Source organism: Streptomyces sp. TG1A-60, from assembly GCF_037201975.1.
Classification (GTDB): Bacteria; Actinomycetota; Actinomycetes; order Streptomycetales; family Streptomycetaceae; genus Streptomyces.
Map to the genome: position 1 here is coordinate 4,841,493 of NZ_CP147520.1, position 20,435 is coordinate 4,861,927.

At 71.3% G+C, this 20,435-nt stretch carries 19 protein-coding genes; 11 read left to right on the forward strand and 8 right to left on the reverse strand.

From position 1 onward, the window contains the following. Positions 1 to 12: 12 nt before the first annotated feature. Positions 13 to 705 (reverse strand): hypothetical protein, encoded by a 693-nt coding sequence (locus WBG99_RS21050; RefSeq protein WP_338897771.1) that lies wholly within the window; start codon positions 703 to 705, stop codon positions 13 to 15. Between the two features lie 565 nt (positions 706 to 1,270). On the opposite strand from WBG99_RS21050, the gene WBG99_RS21055 reads away from it, so the two are divergent. Both WBG99_RS21055 and WBG99_RS21060 read left to right on the forward strand, forming a co-directional pair. Continuing rightward, positions 1,271 to 1,459 (forward strand): PGPGW domain-containing protein, encoded by a 189-nt coding sequence (locus WBG99_RS21055; RefSeq protein ID WP_338900421.1) that lies wholly within the window; start codon positions 1,271 to 1,273, stop codon positions 1,457 to 1,459. Positions 1,460 to 1,958: 499 nt separating this feature from the next. Then, complete coding sequence (locus WBG99_RS21060) at positions 1,959 to 3,143, forward strand: LAETG motif-containing sortase-dependent surface protein (RefSeq protein WP_338897772.1); 1,185 nt, start codon at positions 1,959 to 1,961, stop codon at positions 3,141 to 3,143. A gap of 154 nt (positions 3,144 to 3,297) precedes the next feature. On the opposite strand, the gene WBG99_RS21065 is transcribed toward WBG99_RS21060, so the two are convergent. Together WBG99_RS21065 and WBG99_RS21070 are read right to left on the reverse strand one after the other, a co-directional pair. Then, a complete protein-coding gene (locus tag WBG99_RS21065) occupies positions 3,298 to 4,011 on the reverse strand; it encodes a hypothetical protein (RefSeq protein ID WP_338897773.1) in 714 nt (237 codons plus the stop codon). Positions 4,012 to 4,076: 65 nt separating this feature from the next. Next, positions 4,077 to 4,559 carry a GNAT family N-acetyltransferase gene (locus tag WBG99_RS21070; protein ID WP_338900422.1) on the reverse strand — a complete coding sequence of 161 codons (483 nt, stop codon included), beginning with the start codon at positions 4,557 to 4,559 and terminating at the stop codon, positions 4,077 to 4,079. Positions 4,560 to 4,652: 93 nt separating this feature from the next. On the opposite strand from WBG99_RS21070, the gene WBG99_RS21075 reads away from it, so the two are divergent. Further along, positions 4,653 to 5,447, forward strand: coding sequence for an exodeoxyribonuclease III (locus WBG99_RS21075; protein WP_338900423.1), 795 nt, complete (start codon positions 4,653 to 4,655; stop codon positions 5,445 to 5,447). A gap of 12 nt (positions 5,448 to 5,459) precedes the next feature. On the opposite strand, the gene WBG99_RS21080 is transcribed toward WBG99_RS21075, so the two are convergent. Further along, positions 5,460 to 6,125, reverse strand: a complete 666-nt coding sequence (locus tag WBG99_RS21080; protein WP_338897774.1) for a MerR family transcriptional regulator — start codon at positions 6,123 to 6,125, stop codon at positions 5,460 to 5,462. Positions 6,126 to 6,283: 158 nt separating this feature from the next. Here WBG99_RS21080 and WBG99_RS21085 point away from each other — a divergent pair, with 158 nt between their 5' ends. The 4 genes from WBG99_RS21085 (at position 6,284) to WBG99_RS21100 (ending at position 10,184) form a co-directional block, all read left to right on the forward strand. Beyond that, positions 6,284 to 7,954 carry an NAD(P)/FAD-dependent oxidoreductase gene (locus tag WBG99_RS21085; protein ID WP_338897775.1) on the forward strand — a complete coding sequence of 557 codons (1,671 nt, stop codon included), beginning with the start codon at positions 6,284 to 6,286 and terminating at the stop codon, positions 7,952 to 7,954. Beyond that, positions 7,951 to 8,895 (forward strand): alpha/beta hydrolase, encoded by a 945-nt coding sequence (locus tag WBG99_RS21090; protein ID WP_338897776.1) that lies wholly within the window; start codon positions 7,951 to 7,953, stop codon positions 8,893 to 8,895. Before WBG99_RS21085 ends, WBG99_RS21090 begins: the two co-directional genes overlap by 4 nt. After that, positions 8,892 to 9,791: an SDR family oxidoreductase gene (locus WBG99_RS21095; RefSeq protein ID WP_338897777.1), complete on the forward strand. Its 900-nt coding sequence runs from the start codon at positions 8,892 to 8,894 to the stop codon at positions 9,789 to 9,791. Before WBG99_RS21090 ends, WBG99_RS21095 begins: the two co-directional genes overlap by 4 nt. An 87-nt stretch (positions 9,792 to 9,878) precedes the next feature. After that, positions 9,879 to 10,184, forward strand: coding sequence for a hypothetical protein (locus tag WBG99_RS21100; RefSeq protein WP_338897778.1), 306 nt, complete (start codon positions 9,879 to 9,881; stop codon positions 10,182 to 10,184). 191 nt (positions 10,185 to 10,375) lie between these two features. On the opposite strand, the gene WBG99_RS21105 is transcribed toward WBG99_RS21100, so the two are convergent. Beyond that, a complete protein-coding gene (locus WBG99_RS21105; RefSeq protein ID WP_338897779.1) occupies positions 10,376 to 13,741 on the reverse strand; it encodes a S41 family peptidase in 3,366 nt (1,121 codons plus the stop codon). 230 nt (positions 13,742 to 13,971) lie between these two features. On the opposite strand from WBG99_RS21105, the gene WBG99_RS21110 reads away from it, so the two are divergent. After that, positions 13,972 to 14,583 (forward strand): TetR/AcrR family transcriptional regulator, encoded by a 612-nt coding sequence (locus WBG99_RS21110; RefSeq protein WP_338897780.1) that lies wholly within the window; start codon positions 13,972 to 13,974, stop codon positions 14,581 to 14,583. Between the two features lie 220 nt (positions 14,584 to 14,803). Next, entirely contained in the window at positions 14,804 to 17,140 is a 2,337-nt protein-coding gene (locus WBG99_RS21115; RefSeq protein WP_338897781.1) for an MMPL family transporter, read from the forward strand. A 57-nt stretch (positions 17,141 to 17,197) separates the two neighbouring features. Here WBG99_RS21115 and WBG99_RS21120 read toward each other — a convergent pair whose 3' ends face one another. After that, complete coding sequence (locus WBG99_RS21120) at positions 17,198 to 17,350, reverse strand: hypothetical protein (protein WP_338897782.1); 153 nt, start codon at positions 17,348 to 17,350, stop codon at positions 17,198 to 17,200. Positions 17,351 to 17,540: 190 nt separating this feature from the next. Between WBG99_RS21120 and WBG99_RS21125 the strand changes: the two genes are divergently transcribed. After that, the gene (locus tag WBG99_RS21125) at positions 17,541 to 18,410 is read left to right on the forward strand and encodes an intradiol ring-cleavage dioxygenase (protein ID WP_338897783.1); all 870 of its coding nucleotides are present in this window, start codon (positions 17,541 to 17,543) and stop codon (positions 18,408 to 18,410) included. 26 nt (positions 18,411 to 18,436) lie between these two features. Here WBG99_RS21125 and WBG99_RS21130 read toward each other — a convergent pair whose 3' ends face one another. Both WBG99_RS21130 and WBG99_RS21135 read right to left on the reverse strand, forming a co-directional pair. Beyond that, entirely contained in the window at positions 18,437 to 18,628 is a 192-nt protein-coding gene (locus tag WBG99_RS21130; protein WP_338897784.1) for a hypothetical protein, read from the reverse strand. A 26-nt stretch (positions 18,629 to 18,654) separates the two neighbouring features. Continuing rightward, the gene (locus WBG99_RS21135) at positions 18,655 to 18,993 is read right to left on the reverse strand and encodes an SsgA family sporulation/cell division regulator (protein WP_338897785.1); all 339 of its coding nucleotides are present in this window, start codon (positions 18,991 to 18,993) and stop codon (positions 18,655 to 18,657) included. A 373-nt stretch (positions 18,994 to 19,366) separates the two neighbouring features. Here WBG99_RS21135 and WBG99_RS21140 point away from each other — a divergent pair, with 373 nt between their 5' ends. Beyond that, entirely contained in the window at positions 19,367 to 20,434 is a 1,068-nt protein-coding gene (locus tag WBG99_RS21140) for an energy-coupling factor ABC transporter permease (RefSeq protein WP_338897786.1), read from the forward strand. Position 20,435: the final 1 nt, after the last annotated feature.

Consider the following 20,435-nt stretch of genomic DNA (forward strand, 5'->3'; position numbering starts at 1 on the left):
CTCCGAGTCTCCTCACATCAGCGGCGGCGGCGCTGCGGCGACCTGCTTGCCCTTGGCGTCCTCCCAGCGCAGCCGCTGATCCGACGTCTCCTCAAGAGTCAGGCCTTCGGCCTTGACCGGCAGACGGAACTCCACCGGACCGCTCGGCCGCTCCCGCAGCACCACCGAGTGAGAGAAACCTTCCGGAAGTGCGGAAACCACCACATCGCCCCCGGGAACCGCATCCGGGTAGGTGGCCGTGTTGCCTTTCAGAACCGGCTTGGGCAGAGCGCCGTCCCACGCCACTCCGAAGCTCTTCTCGCCGCGGCTGACCTGCGCCAACGGCGCTGCGCTCCCGCCTGCGGAGAAGGCGATGTCAGCGGCCGCCGCCTTCGGCACGATCTCGCCGTCCGCCTCGGACAGCGTCACATCCACCGGCCGCCACTTGCCCGCCGCGTCCTGCACCCGGATCGGACCGGTGAAGGACTCCACCGTCACCGTGCCGTCCGGATTCGCCCACGTGGTCGTGGCCTCGGTACGCGCGCCGAGGATCTCGATCCGCCGGTCCTGCAGCCGGGCCATCAGCTGCGCCGATGCCTCGTCATCGGCCTCGGCAGGGCCGAGCCGGGGCTGCGAATCAGCAGTCGTCGTCTGTGACGCCAGCGCCACCGACCGACCGGACGTTGCGACGGTGATCGCGGCCTCAGTGGCCAGCAGCATGGCCACAGCACCGGCTATCAGCTTCAGAGGGCGTTCAGGGAGGAGGGTCGCGCGTTGGCGACGTCTCTGATCGGGGACACGCTCACCCTGTCTCGCAGAGGGGAGCAGAGATCTTCCCATTCCGGACTCCGTATCTCCTGATCACCCGATCAGGTGAGGCGGAAAATATCCAGGGAGAAAAGATCAAATAGAGGTGCAGAAGCTCACGCGTCGGGCAATTCATCGAGGAGCCTGCAATGTGATATTGGTCATAGTATCTTCATTTTCGTGGCGCTCTATTTCGGTGAGTGGTAATCAATTCGGCTTACGGCAAAGGGATTTACCCAAGCAAGCATCGTCCTCGGGGCCGAGCGCGCCGCATACTCCGGGAGAGGGTCTCTGGGAGACCGGGCTGCCCGGTGGCGGGCCCGGGTGGCTTGAACAAGGCAACCTCCGCCATGGGCACAGCGACCGGTGGCCTGGGCGGAGCCGCCTCCGGCAGTGGTCGAGCCGGGAACATCACGAGTGCGCGGCGGTCGACCCACTGTGCCAGGGCTGCCAATGAGGAACTACATGCGAACGACGCGTCGGCATCGCTCTCGCCGCCATCGGCGCCGTGCTCACGGCGGCCGGGGCCGCCCTTTACATCCTGCCCGGACCCGGCGTTCCCGTCCTGTTCCTCGGCCTTGCGGCCCTGGCGATCGGACTGGTCAAGGCCGCCGTCGACCACCGCAACCGACGCCGCCGCCCCGACGCGAGGAAGGCGCCTTCGCCCCCGTGATCCGGCACTGGACCGGTCTTCCTGTCTTCTCCCTCACCCTGATTCCGTCCGGGCCAGCCCTGCCCACCGGGCGGTTCGGCCACCCGAGTCGCGTGCGGCTGCCTCCACCGGTCCCCTCCTGCGGTGCCGCTCCGCCGACGACACGGAGCCGCGAGAGCTGATCAGCACCGAAGCCGAGCGGCCCGCACCCCGTGCTACCCCCCGTAGCGCCACAGGTTCAGGCTGCGCCCGAATCAGCCCTGAGCCCCTTTCCCACCCTTTCCCGTCGGCCACGCGTTTCGCCGGGTCTTCGGGCTGGAACGGCCCATTCCCTGTCACCTTCAAGGCGTGACAGCCGACGGCGTCCACCCCCCTTCTTCGCGCGTGACGCAGGCCACATAAGGATTCTGTGAGTACGGCACAACCTTCCACACGTTTGCTGAGTCGCACCTGTGGAATCAACGGCCACATCCGCGGCCCCACAACGCGACGGCCACTCACCCCTTCGCACGAGGTGCACATGAAGCTTCGCCGCGCCATGGCCGTCGCAGCCGCCACGGCAGTCATAGCCCCGCTGGCCCTGCTGTCGGCTCCGGCAGCCTTCGCCACCGACACCCCGGGGACCACGGAGAGCTCCTCCACCGGTACCTCCGGCGACACCGGCACCGGTGACGCGGCCGGGACGGGAGACACGACCGGCACCGGTGGTGACTCGCCGGACAAGGACACGGACGCCGCCTCCGGCGACCAGGACACGTCGACCGATGACCAGGACGCCGCCACGGACGATGAGGCAGCGGCCTCCGACGACGAGGCGTCCGCGTCGGACGACCAGGACACCTCGACCGAGGACGACACCACGTCCGGTGAGGACGACACCACGTCGACCGAGGACGGGGACCCGTCCTCCGAGGACGACACCAAGCCGTCGGACGGCGAGGGCGACGACGGCGATGGCACCGGCCCCTCGGACGACGAGCCGTGGAACCCCTACGAGGACTGCGAGACCTTCGACCTGGACGACAAGCTCACGGCCTCCATCTCCGGGCTGCCGAACCAGATCGTCGCGGGCTCCGGCTGGCACGAGTTCGAGTTCGTGATCAGGAACGACTCGGACAAGGACCTGCAGAAGGTCTGGGTCCAGGCGTTCACGGAGTACGGGGACGACACCAACGACGACAGCTCGCTCCTCTTCGACCTCGCCGAGCTCCAGTACAAGCTGGACGGCAAGTGGACCGGCGACTACCAGGAGGGCTTCGAGGACGAGGACGGCAAGATCGCCTTCACGGGTACGTTCGTCGCCGTCCTGGACTCCCTGGAGAAGCACTCCACCGCCACCCTGGACCTCCGTGTGCGGGTGGACGAGGAGGCTCCGGCGGGTTCGTCGTTCGCGCTGAGCCAGGCCGTGTACGCGGGTGAGGAGTCCGCGTGCTACGGCAACGGCGACTTCTACGAGTTCACCGTGCTCGCCGCCGGCGGCGAGCCGGGCGACGACGTCGAGGACGCCGAGCCGAACGGCGAGAAGCCCGACGTCACCGAGGGCGTGAAGCCGCAGGGCGAGGCCAAGGAGATCACCGGCAACCTCGCGGAGACGGGCTCCGGCTCCGCGCTTCCCGTGATCGGGATCGCCGGCGGCGTGGCCGTCGCCGCCGGTGCCGGCGCGATGTTCGTGGTACGCCGCAAGAAGGCCGGGGCACAGGCGTAGGGCGAGAGCGGTTCCGTACGGGACACGGAAGAGGGGCCTGCGTCCGGAGAGGGCGCAGGCCCCTCTTTCTGCGGCGTGTGGTTCGCCGAGGCCATGGGCGGCACGCTCAGTGGATCGGGTTCTGGCGCGGCTGCACCGCCACCTTGCCAGCCCTTCATGGGGAACGATCTTCCGATGCACGGGAAACGATCTCCAACGGGGGTGCTCCGCCACACATCAGCCCCACTCGTGAACACCCCACGCACGACTGTTCTTGAGTTCGCTCGGGGGCGGTTGACGAGATCCCGGCGATCATGATGATCGCCGGGATCTTCGTCGTTTCCGGGGTCTGTTCGAGCCTGTTCGGGGTGGTGGGGCGAGGCTCTCCCAGCCCTTGGCCGAGGCGGCGTCGGCGAAGCGGACTTCTCAGTGGCCGTCTGATGCCGGTGGTGCGGCGCGGTCGCCGCGGCCCGCGGTCATGCGACGTCCCGAGGGTCTGGTGCCGACCGTAGTCTTCGCCGTGGTCCCTGGTCAGTGCGGCCAGCAGTTCGGGGTCGGAGCAGACCTCGGCGGTGTGCTGCCAGGCGATGAGCAACTGGGCGACGGACGCGCTGTTGCCGAGCGAGTCGGCGGCGCGCATGGTGTCGACCAGTTCGACGGCGAAGGCGTGGAGATCGGGCTCGGGCAGGAAACGGACCCACGGGAAGGCGTCCGGCAGTATGTCGAGGAGCAGTTCCATGCTGCCGGGCTCCCGGCGCGCCATCGCGGCCAGCTCCGGGTGGCCGCCGACACCACGGTCTGGTCCTGCTCGGCCCGCGCCGCGGTGGACGGTCCGGTGCCAGGTGGTGTCGCCCACGACGAGACGGCGCAGGGGGTGCTCCTTGGCCACGGGGTCACGGGGACACGGGAGGACGCCGACCTTGACCCCGGGCACGGGGATGTAGGTGCCCGGGGTCAGGGGCGGAGCGGCTTCGCGAAGCACAGGCTCAGGTCGTGGAAGCGGTAGTAGCCGAACTTGGCGCAGGGCTCGTAGCCGCTGGAGGTGTAGAGGGCCACGGCCTCGGGTTGCTTGGTGCCGGTTTCGAGGACCATGCGGGTACGGCCGACGGTGCGTGCGTCCGACTCCAGTTCGGCCAGGATGCGGCGGGCCAGGCCCAGGCCGCGGGCCTCCGGGGTGACGTACATCCGCTTGATCTCGGCGTCCCCGTCCCGGTACCCCTCGTCGTTGGTGTCCTGGGTGCGCCAGCCGCCCGTGGCGAGGGGCCTGTCGTGCTCGTCGTAGGCGATCAGATACAGCCCGGCCGGCGGTGCGAAGTGCGCCGCGTCCATGTGTGTGGCGTCGCCGTCGTCGCCGTAGCGGACGCTGTACTCGGCCTGGACCTCGTCGTTCAGCTTGACGGCGTCCGGGTGGTCGAAGGGGACGCGGCGGATCATCATGTCCCGCATCGTATCTATGCGCATGCATCCGGTGTGATCCGCGTCGAAATCCGGACGCCGTCCACGTACGGGTATCGTGCCCGGGTGCTGACTGTGACCTCTGTGAACGTGAACGGGCTGCGGGCCGCCGCGAAGAAGGGCTTCGTGGAGTGGCTCGCCGGGACCTCGGCGGATGTGGTGTGCCTGCAGGAGGTGCGGGCCGAGCCGGAGCAGTTGCCGCAGGGGGTGCGCCGGCCCGAGGGGTGGCATGTCGTGCACGCCCCGGCCGCCGCCAAGGGGCGCGCTGGGGTGTCGCTCTACAGCCGTCGCGAGCCCGACCGGATCCAGGTCGGCTTCGGCTCGGCCGAGTTCGACGGCAGCGGACGGTACGTCGAGGCCGACCTGCCCGGTGTCACCGTGGCCAGCCTCTATCTGCCCTCCGGTGAGGTGGGGACCGAGCGGCAGGACGAGAAGGTCCGGTTCATGGGGGAGTTCCTCGCCTATCTGAAGGAGCTGCGGGAGCGGGCCGCCGCCGACGGGCGTGAGGTCGTGGTCTGCGGCGACTGGAACATCGCCCACCGCGAGGCCGACCTCAAGAACTGGCGGGGAAACAGGAAGAGTTCCGGGTTCCTGCCGGAGGAGCGGGCCTGGCTCGGGCGGGTCTTCGACGAGGGGGAGGGGGCATACGTCGACGTCCTGCGAGCCCTGCACCCCGACGTCGAGGGGCCGTACACCTGGTGGTCGTACCGGGGGCGGGCCTTTGACAATGATTCAGGTTGGCGGATCGACTATCAGGTGGCCACGGCCGGGCTCGCCGCCAAGGCGGTCAAGGGGTTCGTGGAGCGGGCGGCCACGCACGCCGAGCGGTGGTCCGACCATGCGCCGGTGACGGTGGTCTACGACCTCTGAGAACTCTTGCCCTCACTGCGTGCCGGACTGCCGCAGCCGGCGGTCCAGGGCCAGTGACAGTTCCGCCTCCGCCACGCTCTTCGCGAGGGGGCGGAGGCGTCGGAGATCCTCGGGAGTGCGGTCGGGCCGGGTGAGGATCAGGTCGGTGAAGAGGGCGGCGAGGGCTTCGGCGTGTGTGCGTACGCGGCGGCCCGCGGCGAGGACGTCGGCGAGGGGGACGCCCTCGCGGACCAGGGCGGCCGAGACGTCGAGGAGGCGGCGGCTGATGTGGACGATCTCACCGCCGTCGGTGGCGAGGTAGCCGAGTTCCAGGGCGGCGGAGAGGTTCTCCGGGGTCGCCTGGTCGCCGAAGTGGTCGGCGAGTTCCTCGGGGGAGAGGCGGACCGGGACCTCCTCGGTGGGGGCGCCCAGGCCGAGCAGTTCGCCCACGTGGCGGCCCTGGTCGAAGGCCTCGGCCAGCTCGGCGATACCGCTGAGGGTGTGGCCGCGCTCCAGCAGCGCGGAGATCGTGCGCAGCCGGGCCAGATGGGTGTCGTCGTACCAGGCGATACGGCCCTCGCGGCGGGGCGGCGGGATCAGTTTGCGCTCCCGGTAGAAGCGCAGGGTGCGTACGGTGATGCCGGCCTTCCCGGCCAGCTCCTCCATGCGGTACTCGCGCCGCTCGCCGTCGTCTGCCACGCGGGAAGCCTATGCTGTACCGCCGGTAACTCGGCAGCTCCCGACCTCTACCCATCGGTACGGTCCTGCCCTACGCTCCCCACTGCGCCAGTGATGACTGGCGTGGACATGTGGTGCGAACGCGGTGGGCGCACGCGACGAGGCGTGGAGGTACCGGGATGGCCGAGCGGGAGCAAGGGCGGCGGGAGCGAGGGCCGCATGTGCGGGTGGCGGTGATCGGTTCCGGCTTCGGCGGGCTCGGGGCCGCCGTGCGGCTGCGGCGCGAGGGGATCACCGATTTCGTCGTCCTGGAGCGGGCGGCGTCCGTCGGCGGCACCTGGCGGGACAACGACTACCCGGGGTGCGCCTGCGATGTGCCGTCCCACCTCTACTCGTTCTCGTTCGCGCCCAACCCCGACTGGCCGCGCGTCTTCTCCGGGCAGGAGCACATCCGCGCGTATCTGGAGCGGGTGGCGGACGTCTTCGGGCTCCGGCCGCACATCCGCCTCGACTCCGACGTGACGATGATGCGGTGGGACGCGGAGCGGCTGCGCTGGGAGATCGGGACCAGCGGCGGGTCGCTCTCCGCCGACATCGTCGTCTCCGCGACCGGGCCGCTCTCCGACCCGAGGATCCCGACCGAGGCCGAGCTGCCGGGGCTCGACTCCTTCCCCGGCAAGGTCTTCCACTCCGCCCGCTGGGACCACGGGTACGACCTGCGCGGCAAGCGGGTCGCGATGATCGGTACGGGGGCCTCGGCGACCCAGATCGTGCCGGCGATCCAGCCCGAGGCCGGCCGGCTCACCCTCTTCCAGCGGACCCCGCCGTGGGTGCTGCCTCGCGTCGACCGGGGCATCGGCGGCGTCGAGCGGTGGCTGCACCGGCAGCTGCCCTTCACCGCGCAGGCCCGGCGCGGACTGCTGTGGGGCATCCGGGAGTTGCAGGTCCAGGCCTTCACCAAGCGCCCCAAGGCGCTGGGCGTGGTGGAGCAGGTGGCGAAGCGGCATCTGGCCCGGACCGTCAAGGATCCGGACCTGCGGGCGCGGCTCACCCCCGACTACCGCATCGGCTGCAAGCGCATCCTGCTGTCCAACACCTACTATCCGGCGCTCACACAGCCGAACGTCGACGTGGTCGCCTCCGGGCTGGCCCGGGTGGACGGCTCCACGCTCGTCGCCGCCGACGGGTCCACCGCCGAGGCCGACGCGATCGTCTTCGGCACCGGGTTCCATGTCACCGACCTGCCCATCGCCGACCGGGTCGTGGGCGCCGACGGCCGGACCCTCGCCGAGGCCTGGGCGGACAGCGGTATGCGGTCGCTGCGCGGTGCCTCCGCCGCCGGCTTCCCGAACTGGATGACGATCATCGGTCCCAACACGGGCCTCGGGAACTCCAGCATGATCCTGATGATCGAGTCCCAGCTCAACTACATGGCGGACTTCGTACGGCAGTTGGACGTGCTGGGCGGCCGGGTCGCCCTCGACGCCCGGCCCGCGGCCGTGGCGGCCTGGAACCAGCGGGTCCAGCGACGCATGGAGCGCACGGTCTGGAACACGGGCGGCTGCACCAGCTGGTACCTCGACGCGAATGGCCGCAACACCACCGTCTGGCCGGGGACGACGGCCGAGTTCCGCAGCGCGACCCGGCGGGTCGAGTTGAGTGAGTACGAGGTGCTGCGGGTGGCTCGACCGCGCACGGAAGACGCCGGTACGGCGGCAGAGACAGCGACAGGCACCGAGACAGGCACAGGGGCAGAGGCAGAGGCAGAGACAGAGACGGGCACAGAGACGAAGACGACGACCACGACGACGGCCGAGACGGACGCGGCGAAGGTGGAGGCCGGAGCGTGACCAGACTGACGCATGTGAAGCACGGGCCCTACGCCCCGCCCGTGGCCGTACGGGAGTTGGCAGCCGTGTCCGCCGACGGGGCCCGGCTGCACGTCGAGATGCACGGGCCGCTGGAAGACACGGCTGCCCCCACCGTGGTCCTGGTGCACGGCTGGACGTGCTCGACCGCGTTCTGGGCGGCCCAGATCCGGGACCTCTGCGTCGACCACCGGGTCGTCGCCTACGACCAGCGCGGCCACGGCCGCAGCCCCGCCTCCGCCGAGTGCGGCGCCGACGTCCTCGCCGACGATCTGGAGGCGGTGCTCGCGGCGGTGCTCGCGCCGGGCGAGAAGGCGGTGCTGGCCGGGCATTCCATGGGCGGGATGACGGTACTGGCGGCGGCGGGGCGGGCGGCCGTCCGGGAGCACACGGCGGCGGTGCTGCTGTGCAGCACGGGCAGTTCGAGGCTGGTCGCCGAGTCGCTGGTGGTGCCCATGGGGCCCGGCCGGGTGCGCACCTGGCTCACCCGGAAGATCCTCGGTTCCCGGGCGCCGCTCGGGCCGGTCACGCCCATCGCCCGGCGGATCCTCAAGTACGGGACGATGGGCCCCGGTTCGTCGCCGGTGATGGTGGAGGCGTGCGCGCGGATCGTGCACGCGTGTCCCCGCCGGGTGCGCTACGCCTGGTCGCATGTCCTCGACACCCTCGATCTCGACCACGGCGTACGGGAGTTGACCGTGCCGACGGCCGTCGTCGTCGGCGCGGCCGACCGGATGACCCCGCCCGTGCACGCGCGGGCGCTGGCCGCCACGCTGCCCGACTGCGTGGGCGTGAGCGAGCTGGCCGGGGTAGGGCACATGGCGCCGGTGGAGGCGCCGGAAGCGGTCACCGCCCGGATACGCGGGCTCGTGACCACGTACGTACGGACCAGGCGGGACGAGTGGGAGGAGGCGGGCGCATGAGCAGGGGCAGCACCCTGGAGGGACGGGTCGCGGTCGTCACCGGGGCCGCGCGGGGCGTCGGGGAACTCCTCGCGCGCAAGCTCTCGGTGCGCGGGGTGAGGGTCGCGCTCGTCGGCCTCGAACCGGACGAGCTGAAGCGGGTCTCGGAACGGCTGTACGGCGACAGCGCGTGCTGGCACGCCGACGTCACCGACCACGAGGCCATGGCCCGGGTCGCCGAGGAGGTCAAGGAACGCTTCGGGCGCGTCGACATCGTCGTCGCCAACGCGGGCGTCGCCAACAGCGGGCCCTTCGTCGACTCCGACCCGGACTCCTGGCGGCGCGTCATCGAGGTCAACCTCGTCGGATCGGCCGTCACCGGGCGGGCGTTCCTGCCGGCGCTCATCGAGAGCCGGGGCTATCTGCTCCAGATCGCCTCCCTCGCGGCGATCACTCCGGCGCCGATGATGACGGCGTACTGCGCGTCCAAGTCGGGCGTCGAGGCGTACGCGCACTGCCTGCGCGCCGAGGTCGGGCACCAGGGGGTGGGCGTCGGGGTCGGGTATCTGTCCTGGACCGACACGGACATGGTGCGCGGCGCCGACAAGGACGAGGCGCTGCGGGAGTTGCGGGAGCGGCTGCCGTGGCCGGCGGGCAAGACGTATCCGCTGGGGCCGGCCGTCGACCGGCTCGTCGCGGGGATCGAACGGCGGTCGAGCCATGTGTACGGGCAGTGGTGGCTGCGGGGGGCGCAGGGCGTGCGCGGCTGTCTTCCCGCGCTCGTCGGGACGTTCGCGCCACGGGAGGTACGGCGCCTGGAGTCGCGGCTGCGTGGCGTGTCCAAGGGGCTGGTGGGGGCCGGTGGGGCGGCGGACGAGCGGACGCGGGGGTCGGGGCGGCGGGCCGCGAGTGACTGAGCGTGACTGATCGACATGCGTGGTGTGTCCGGGCGTGTTTGTCTGGTCGAGGCCCGATCCCCCACCCACCTACGGGAGTGAAACCACATGGGCATGAAGGACCAGTTCCAGGACAAGGCCGAGCAGCTCAAGCAGCAGGCCAAGGGCAAGACAGGCCAGTCGCCGGAGGAGCGCGAGCGGGCTCAGCGGCCTGGTGAGCGAGAGCGGACCCAGCGGCCTGGTGAGCGAGAGCGGACCCAGCGGCCTGGTGAGCGCGAGCGCGAGCACGGGCAGCCGCAGCGTGGTGAGCGCGAGCACGGGCAGCCGCAGCGTGGTGCTCAGCGCCGCGACGAGGAGACCGAGCGGATGATGCGGGACGAGGACGACCGGTTCCGTCAGGACTACGACGCGTAGCCGCTGCGCTCGGCCTGGCCGGGATGCGTGGGGTGCCCTCCCTTGTGGAGGGCACCCCGCGTTCTTTGTTGGGCGGGTTCCGGGAAGCTCCGTAGAGGGGTGGACTCAGGGGGCGGATTCGTTGTGGGTGAGTGCGGGTGGTGTGTGGCTGGTCGGCGCAGTTCCCCGCGCCCCTTGGCGCTGCGCGCCCCCTATTCCCGGCGCGGGAGTCGCGGTCGGGATCTGTCGGGGGTGTCGGTGTAGTCCGGGGGGTCGGCCGGGGGGTAGGCCGTGAGGAGGTCAAGGGCCAGGGTCACCGCCGCGCCCAGTTGGGTGTGGTGGCCTTCGGCCCAGTCGAGCGGGGTGCGGAGGACCTCCAGGTCGGGGGTGACGCCCTGGTTCTCGACGGTCCAGCCGTACGTGTCGAACCAGGCGGCGTTCATGGGGACGGTGATGACGGTGCCGTCGCCGAGTTGGTGACGACCGGTCATGCCGACGACGCCGCCCCAGGTGCGGAGGCCGACGACCGGGCCGAGCTTGAGGAGTTTGAAGGCGGCGGTGATCATGTCGCCGTCGGAGGCGGTCGCCTCGTCGGCCAGGGCGACGACCGGGCCGCGCGGGGCGCTGGAGGCGTACGACACCGGCTGGGCGTCTCTCGTGAGGTCCCAGCCCAGGATCCTGCGGGTCAGTTTCTCGACGACGAGTTCGCTGATGTGGCCGCCCGCGTTGCCGCGTACGTCGACGATCAGGGCGGGACGGGACACCTCCATGCGCAGGTCGCGGTTGAACTGGGCCCAGCCGGAGCCGCCCATGTCCGGGATGTGCAGGTAGCCGCACCGGCCGCCGCTCAACTCCCGTACGACCTCACGGCGTTTGGCGACCCAGTCCTGGTAGCGGAGGGGGCGTTCGTCGATGAGGGGGACGACGGCGACGCGGCGGGAGCGGCCCCCGCTCGCCACGTCGGAGGGGCCCGAAGGGCCTTCCTCCAAACTTTCCTCGGAAGGGGGGTGGGCGGCGGGTTGGGCGAACGTCAGCTCCACCGTCGTACCGCCCGCGCCGGCCAGCAAGGGGTACGGGCCCGTCGTGGGATCCACCGGGCGCCCGTCGACGTGGGTCAGCACGGCGCCCTCTCTGATGCCCGTGCCGGCCAGGGGGGAGCGGGCCTTGGAGTCCGAGGAGTCGCCGGGGAGGATGCGGCGGATCATCCAGCTGTCCTCCCGGCGGACGAGGTTGGCACCCAGCAGGCCCTGGCGGCGCTGGTAGTGGGGCGGTCCTTCGTTGCGGCGGGAGGGGGCGACGTACGCGTGGGACGTGCCCAGTTCGCCGAGGACCTCGCGCAGGAGGTCCGCGAACTCGTCGGGGGAGGCGACCCGCTCCACCAGGGGGCGGTACTGGTCGAGGACCCCTTCCCAGTCGATGCCGCTCATCCCCGGGTCCCAGAAGTACGCGCGGATCAGCCGGCCGGCCTCCGCGTACGACTGGCGCCACTCGGCCGCCGGGTCGACCTCGTGCGGGACGCGCCGCAGGTCGATCCAGACGGTCGAGTCGCCGTCGCCGGACTCGGTGGAGGGAACGGCCCGCAGATCGCCCTCGTCCACCACGACCAGCCGGGAGCCGTCGCCGCTGACCGCGAACCAGTCCAGGTGCTCGACGAGTTCGGACTTCTTCGCCTTGCCGATGCTGAAGTGTTCGAGGGTCGGGCGGCCGGTCATGTCGTCCGGGTTGGCGAAGGTCTCGCCCAGGGCGCCCGAGATCGGCCAGCGCAGCCAGACCAGGCCGCCGCCCGCGACCGGGTGGAGCGCGGAGTACTTGGAGGCGGTGACCGGGAAGGGCGTGACGCGGTTCTCCAGGCCCTCGGTCTCCACGGTGACCGTGCCGTCGGTGTCCTCGTCGTCGGTCGGGCCCATGCCCCCGGCCACCGGGCGGCCGTCGGGGTTCAGTGCGAAGGGGGACGGCGTGGCGGAGGAGAGCGGGACCAGGTAGGGGCGGCAGCCCAGCGGGAAGGACAGGTCGCCGGTGTGGACGTCGTACACCGGGTCGAAGCCCCGCCAGGACAGGAACGCCAGATATCTGCCGTCCCGCGTGAACACCGGGTTCTCGTCCTCGAAGCGGCCGTCGGTGACGTCGACGACGCAACGGTCCTTGATACGGGCCATCTTGATCTCGCGGAGGCTGCGGCCGATGCCCGGGTGGGACCAGGTCAGCCAGGCGCCGTCCGGGGAGAAGGCGAGGTCGCGGACGGGGCCGTTGACGGACCTGACGAGTTCGGTGACCTCGCCGGTCGACTCCTCCGTGCCCGCGGCGGCAGCCGCGTCGTCGGACACCGTGAGGAGGAGGACACGGCCGTCGTGCGCGGCGACGGCGAGGCGTTCGCCGCGCGGGTCCGACACCAGCTCCAGGACGCGGCCCAGTTCGCCGGAGGCGAGGCGGCGGGGCGCGCGGTCGCCGGTGGCCCGGGGCAGGTAGGCGATCTCGACCGCGTCCTCGCCGTCGGCGTCCGTCACATACGCCACCTGTCCGCCGGAGCCGAGCATCTCGGGCAGCCGGGCGCGGACGCCCGGGGTGTCGGCGATGGTCCGGGCGGGGCCGTCGCGGTGCGTCAGCCAGTACAGGCTGCCGCGTACGACGACCGCGCTGGCCCGGCCCGTCTCGTCGACCGAGATGCCGTCGACGTGCTGGGCGGCCGGCACCTGGTACGGCCGCCGGCCGGTGAGCGATCCGCAGAGCCGGACGTCGAGGCGGCGCGGAACGGCGTCGGCGGCGAGGTCGTCGACGATCCACAGGTCGCCCGCGCACTGGTACACCACCCGGGTGCCGTCGCTCGCCGCGTGCCGGGCGTAGAACGCGTCGTGGTCGGTGTGGCGGCGCAGGTCGGAGCCGTCGTACGCGCAGGAGTAGAGGTTGCCGACGCCCTCGTGGTCGGAGAGGAAGGCGATCCGGCCGCCGACGAACATGGGGGAGTGGAGGTGCCCGCCCAGGTCGGTCAGCAACCACGCGCCGTGCAGCCAGAGGCGGCCCGTCGCACCGCCCCGGTAGCGCTTCCAGGAAGCCGGTTCGTGCGGGGGCGTGCCGGTGAGGAGCAGCGTGCGGCGCTCGCCGTCGATCTCGGCGACCTGGATGGCGGAGACCGGGCCCCAGGGGAGTTTCCGCCCCGGGTCGCCGTCCAGGCGGACCTTGTGGGCCCAGGTGTAGTACGAGAACGGCTCGCCGTGGGAGGCGAGGGCCAGGATGTCCGAGCGGCCCTCCTCGTCGGAAGGCGTCCAGCCGCAGACCTCGGTGTCGGGGCTGCCCCAGTAGGTGAGGCGGCGCGCGGGCCGGCCGCCGTCCACCGGGGCCAGATGGATCTCCGGGGAGATGCTGCGCCAGCTCGTGTAGGCGATGTGCCGGCCGTCGGGGGAGAAGCGCGGGGTGGAGATCTTCGTGCGGTCGACGGTGAGCCGCCAGGCGCGGTCCGAGCCGTCCAGCGGGGCCAGCCACAGGTCGTCCTCGGCGACGAAGCAGAGGCGGTCGCCGCTGAGGTGGGGGAAGCGGAGGTAGCCGGAGTCCCGGCCCGTCCCTCGCGCGTGCGTGTCGCTCACCTCCCCATGCTTTTCCTCTCGGGAGTCCCCGGCAACTCGTGCAGGCGGCCGGCGGACGATGACGTGATCCAGACCACGAACGAAACCGTTTCGTTTCGCTGGAAGCCCGGGGTATCGTCGCAAGCGTACGAAACAGTTTCGTTCGGCAGGCGTGGTGTCCGACCCCGTGCCGTGGTGCGTGGCGGGTAACCTTGTCGTCTCGAACGTCCAGCCGTAGTTAGGGGAGTGGGATGACTCGGACCGCGACAGCGCGCCGCAGTCGGATCACGCCCGAGCGTGAGGCCGAGCTCTACGCGGCCGTGCTCGACCTGCTCCGGGAGGTCGGCTACGAGGCCCTGACCATGGACGCCGTGGCCGCCCGCACCCGGTCCAGCAAGGCCACCCTCTACCGCCAGTGGGGCGGCAAGGCGGAGCTGGTGGCGAGGGCGATGCGGCACAACAAGCCCGGCCCCGACATCACCGACATCGCCTCCGTCGACACCGGGTCCCTGCGGGGCGACCTGCACGCGCTGGTGAGGAGCCAGGACGACGGCGTCATGGAGCAGAACACCGCGCTGATGAGGGGCGTGGCCATGGCGATCCACGGAAATCCCGACCTCCTGAGAGCCTTCCGTGAGCTGATCATCGAGCCCGAGATGCGGGAGGTCCACCGCCTGGTGCAGCGTGCCGTCGACCGGGGAGAGGTTCGGGCGGACAACCAGGCCATCGAGTACGTGCTGCACATGTTCGTCGGCGCCTTCGTCGCGAGAGACCTCATCGACGAACTGCCGCCGACCCAGGCATTCTTCGCCTCGTATCTCGACGCCGTGGTCCTCCCCGCCCTCGGCGTGCCGGCCGACTGACACCTCCGCGGGCGCCACCCCGGACCCCGCGCCGAACCCGCTGAGCCCTACCTGACCGTCTGACGCGACCTCCCCCGCCTCCCGGCTCGCACGAGCCGGGAAGTGCCCCCTCGTGGTCGGCTGATCAGGCCTGCCTTGCCATTGCCCTCCCCGCTTCCCGGCACGGGCCGCTCCGTCCTGCCCGTCCGCACGTCCACAACCTGAACGGGAGTACCACCCCGTGGCCGCATTCCTCTACAAGCTGGGCCGACTCGCCTTCCGGCGACGGCACTTCGTAGCCCTGATCTGGGTGGCACTGCTGACACTCGCGGGTGTCGGCGCCGCCTCCGCGCCCACCGCGGGCTCATCCTCCTTCTCCGTCCCCGGCACCGAGGCCCAGAAGGCCTTCGACCTGCTGGAACAGCGCTACCCCGGTATGAGCGCCGACGGAGCCACCGCGCGGGTCGTCTTCAAGGCGCCGGAGGGCGAGAAGATGGCCGACGCCGCCCACAAGGCGGCCGTCGAGAAGACCGTCGAGGCTCTGGGCACCGGCTCCGAGGTCAGCTCGGTCACCGACCCGTTCCAGACGAAGTCGGTCTCCGAGGACGGCACGGTCGCGTACGCCCAGGTGCGGTACGACGTCTCCGGCATGGAGCTGAACGACGCCTCCAAGGACGCCCTGAAGGACGCCGCCGAGGACGCCCGCGACACCGGGCTGACCGTCGAGCTCGGCGGTGACGCACTGCAGGCCGTCCCGCACACCGGCGCCGCCGAGATCATCGGCATCGGGATCGCCGCGGTGGTCCTCGTCATCACCTTCGGCTCGCTGGTCTCGGCCGGGCTGCCGCTGCTGACTGCCCTGATCGGCGTGGGCATAGGCGTCTCGGCGATCACCGCGCTGGCGAGCGCGCTGGACCTGGGCTCGACCACCTCGACCCTCGCCATGATGATCGGCCTCGCCGTCGGCATCGACTACGCCCTCTTCATCGTCTCCCGCTACCGCGCGGAACTGGCCGAGGGCCGCGACCGCGAGGAGGCCGCGGGCCGCGCCACCGGCACGGCCGGCTCCGCCGTGGTCTTCGCCGGCCTCACCGTCGTCATCGCCCTCGTCGGCCTCGCGGTCGTCAACATCCCGATGCTCACGAAGATGGGCGTCGCGGCGGCGGGCACGGTCGCCATCGCGGTCCTCATCGCCCTCACCATGGTCCCGGCGCTGCTCGGCTACGCGGGCAGGAGGGTCCAGTCGACGGGGCACAAGGCCCGCTGGATGGGCGGGGGCCGGGCCAAGGCGGAGGAAGCCCAGGTGAAGGAAGGCCGGGCGGAGGAGAAGGCAGCCTCGGTGGGGGCGAGGGATGCCTCAGGGGAGCGGAAGGCAGCTTCGGTGGGGGCGAAGGACGCCTCGGCGGAGGAGAAGCCCAACACGGGTACGCGCTGGGCCCGTTTCGTCGTCCGCAAGCCCGTGATGGTGCTCCTCCTCGGTGTGGTGGGCCTCGGCGCCGCCGCGATCCCGGCGACCTCACTCGAACTCGGCCTGCCCGACGACGGCTCCCAGCCGACCTCCACGACCCAGCGCCGCGCCTACGACCTCCTCTCGGAGGGCTTCGGCCCCGGCTTCAACGGGCCCCTGATGCTGGTGGTCGACGCGAAGGCCTCGGACGACCCGAAGGCCGTCGTGGCCGACGTGTCCGACGAGGTCAAGGACATGAGGGGCGTCGTCTCGGTCACCCCGGCGACGTACAACGAGTCCGGTGACACGGCGATGATCACGGTCATCACCGACTCCAAGCCGTCGTCCGTGGCGACCGAGGACGTCGTCCACGAGATCCGCGACGCGGGCACCGCCACCAAGGCGGAAACGGACGCGAACATCCTGGTCACGGGCGCGACGGCGATGAACATCGACGTCTCCCAGAAGCTCAACGACGCCCTGGTCCCGTATCTGATCCTGGTGGTCGGCCTCGCCTTCCTCCTCCTGATCGTCGTCTTCCGCTCGATCCTGGTCCCCCTGAAGGCGGCCCTCGGCTTCCTGCTCTCGGTGATGGCGGCCCTCGGCGCGGTCGTCGCGGTCTTCCAGTGGGGCTGGCTGGCGGACGTCGTGGGCGTCGAGGAGACCGGCCCGATCATGTCGATGATGCCGATCTTCATGGTGGGTGTCGTCTTCGGTCTCGCCATGGACTACGAGGTCTTCCTCGTGACCCGGATGCGCGAGGCGTACGTCCACGGCGAGCGCCCCGGCCAGGCCGTCGTCACCGGCTTCAAGCACGGCGCGAGGGTCGTGACCGCCGCCGCGGTCATCATGATGGCCGTCTTCGCCGGCTTCGTCGGGTCCAGCGAGTCGATGGTCAAGATGATCGGCTTCGGCCTCGCCGTCGCCGTCTTCTTCGACGCGTTCATCGTCCGTATGGCCCTCGTCCCGGCCGTCCTCGCCCTCCTGGGCGCCAAGGCCTGGTGGCTGCCGAAGTGGCTCGACCGCGCGCTGCCGAACGTCGACGTCGAGGGCGAGGGCCTGCGCGCGCTGGACGACGCCTCGAAGAGTGCGGCCGAGGACGACGAGGACAGGGAGATCGTCCGCGCCTGACACGCAGGACGGCTGCCGGGCAGGAGCGCCGGTGAGGGCCCGTGGGGACGGGAGCCCTCACCGGCTTTCGCCCCTCTTCGTCTCGATGCGCAGCAGCGTGTCCACCCGCCGCTCCAGCGGACGGTTCTCCGTCAGGTCGGTGGGGAACGGTGTGGCGGAGACCGGATCGTCGAAGGGGATGCCGAGTGTTCGCACGGCGCGGGCGAACACACCGGGGTCCTGCTGGAAGATCCGGTACCCTCACCCTCACCCCCGCCACCTGGACCCGCTTCGTCGCCCACGTCGCAACGGACTGACCCCCACAAGGGGTTCACGGCAGAGACCTGGGCTTCGCACAGCATTCGCTCATAGCATCACGCGCATTCCACGACGGGAACACTCGGAAAGCGCGGTTCGCATCATGAGCAAAGCCCCCAGCGGCAACGGCCACCACGACCACGACCACGGTCACGAGATCGACGGAGGGCTCGCCCACGACATTCCCCTGTTCGCCCGCCGCCGCATGATCAGACTGCTGGCGGGTGCGAGCATGGTTCCGCTGGTGGCGGCCTGTACGTCGGACGAGTCGGGCAGTACGTCGGACTCGGCCTCCTCCGGGTCGTCCTCGTCCGGTTCGGCCTCGTCCGGATCCTCCGGCTCGGACTGCGAGGTCATCCCGAGCGAGACGGCCGGCCCGTACCCCGGTGACGGTTCGAACGGCCCGAACGTGCTCAAGGAGAGCGGTGTCGTCCGCCGGGACATCACGAGGAGCTTCGGCTCGGCGAGCGGCGTCGCCGAGGGCGTACCGCTGACGGTCACCCTGACGGTCGTCGACCAGTCCGCCGGCTGCGACACCCCGAAGGAGGGCGCGGCCGTCTACGTGTGGCACTGCGACCGGGAGGGCAGGTACTCCCTCTACTCCGACGGTGCCACCGAGGAGAACTACCTGCGCGGCGTCCAGGAGACCGACGAGAAGGGCCAGGTCACCTTCACGTCGATCTTCCCCGCCTGCTACCCGGGCCGCTGGCCGCACATCCACTTCGAGGTCTACGGCAGCCTGGACGACGCCACCGCCGCCCGGTCGATCGTCGCCACCTCGCAGCTCGCCTTCCCCAAGGACGTCTGCGACACCGTGTACGCCACCGACGGCTACAGCCAGAGCGTCACCACCCTCGGGCAGCTCTCCCTGGAGACCGACGGCGTCTTCAGCGACGGCCACGAGCAGCAGCTGGCCGACATGGAGGGCAGCGTGGAGAAGGGCTACACGGCCACGCTCACCGTGCCGGTCTGAGCCGGGAGCCGCCCCCCGGCCCCGGCTCAGCGGAGGTGCGCGGTGTCGCCCCACCGTGCCGGCCGCGACCGTCCCCGGTCGTCGTCCCACCGTGAGACCGAGGCGTTGGGGGCGGGCGGCAGGTCGGGGAGCGCCGCGCCGAGCCCGGCGAACACCAGGCGCAGGGCGACGGCGATCGCGTCACGGGCGACCAGCAGGACGCGCCGCCCGGGGGGCATCGGGGTCCGGCGTCCCCGCGGTCGTCTCAGCGAGCCACCGGCACAGCGGTGTAAGTCCGCCGCAAGAAGCGGATCAGCGCCTTCGTGTCGAACTGCAACACCGCCACCCCGCGCGCGGAGTGGAACTCCATGACGGCCTGGACGCGGCCACAGGGCCAGATGCTGACGGGGCCGGCGGTGGTGGGGGTGCGCAGGCCGCGTTCGAGGAGGTCGCGGGGGAAGGTCCACTCGTCGGGGCCGGGGAGGCGTACGCGGACCTCGGAGGTGTCGGTGTCGCAGCGGAGGAGGACGAGGACCGTGTCCAGGTCCTCGGGGGAGTCCGTGACGACATGGGCCCGGGCGTACTGCTCGACCGTGACAGACATCGGGGTGGCTCCTCATGCTGAGTGACCCAAGCAGAAGCTGTGAATCCGCTGTCCAGTGCCTTTCCAATGTCGCACATTTCCCGCCCCGCGCCGCTGGAGGGGGGCCGCGCGGGGCTTCGGGGCCACGGAGGGGGCCGGGTGCGGGCCGCCGCCGCTACGGAGGAGGGCCGGGCGCGGGCCGCCGTCGCCACGGAAGGGCGGGGCGCGGGCCGCCGCGCTACGGCGAACCTCTCGCTAATCCACTGTCACGCGCTCTTGCGAAGATGTCGCAACAAGGCCCTATCATCATACGGTTCCAGCCATCCGCTGACCGCCCCAGCCAACGCCTCCCCACTCGGTGGCCCGGCCCCCTACCAGGAGAGCGAGCCCTCGTATGCACGTGCCCGACGGATTCATCAACGCCCCCGTCTCGGCGGTCGCCGGAGTCGTCGCCGCCGGTGCGGTCGCCGTGAGCCTGCGGGGCGCCCGGCGTGAGTTGGACGAGCGGACGGCGCCGCTCGCCGGGCTCGTCGCCGCGTTCATCTTCGCCGTGCAGATGCTGAACTTCCCGGTCGGGGCCGGGACCAGCGGGCATCTCCTCGGCGGGGCCCTGGCCGCGATACTCGTGGGCCCCTACACAGGGGTCCTGTGCGTGTCCGTGGTGCTCCTGATGCAGGGCATCCTCTTCGCCGACGGCGGCCTCACCGCCCTCGGCGTGAACATCGGCATCATGGCCGTCGTCACGACCGTCGTCGCGTACGTCGTCTTCCGCGGGCTGGTGAAGGTGCTTCCCAGGACGCGGCGCTCCGTCACCGGCTCCGCCTTCGCCGCCGCCCTGATCTCCGTGCCCGCCGCAGCCGCCGCCTTCACCCTCGTCTACGCGATCGGCGGCACCACCGACGTGCCGCTCGGCTCGGTCCTCACCGCCATGGTCGGCGTCCACGTCCTCATCGGCATCGGTGAGGCCGCGATCACCGCCCTCACCGTCGGCGCCGTCATCGCCGTACGGCCGGACCTCGTGTACGGCGCCCGCGGTCTGACCGCCCCCCTCAAGCTCCGGGTGAACGGCGAACTCGTCGACGTCCCCGCCGCCGACCCGGCGCCCGCCCCAGCGCCCGTCGCCGCCCGATCCACCCGCACGCTCCTCCTCGCCGGTCTCGGCACCTCCCTCCTCCTCGCCGGTGTCGTCAGCTTCTACGCCTCCGCCGACCCCGACGGCCTGGAGAAGGTCGCCGCCGACAAGGGCATCGACGCCAGGTCCGAGGACCACGCCGCCGCCGACTCCCCCCTCGCCGACTACGGCGTCGAGGGCCTCACCGACGCCCGGCTCTCCGGCGGTCTCGCGGGCGTGATCGGCGTCGGCGTCACGGTCGTCGCCGGCACCGGGATCTTCCGGGCCGTACGCAAGCGCCGCGCCGACGACTCGCCGACCCCCGCTTCCGTGCCCGAGAACGCGGCCTGAC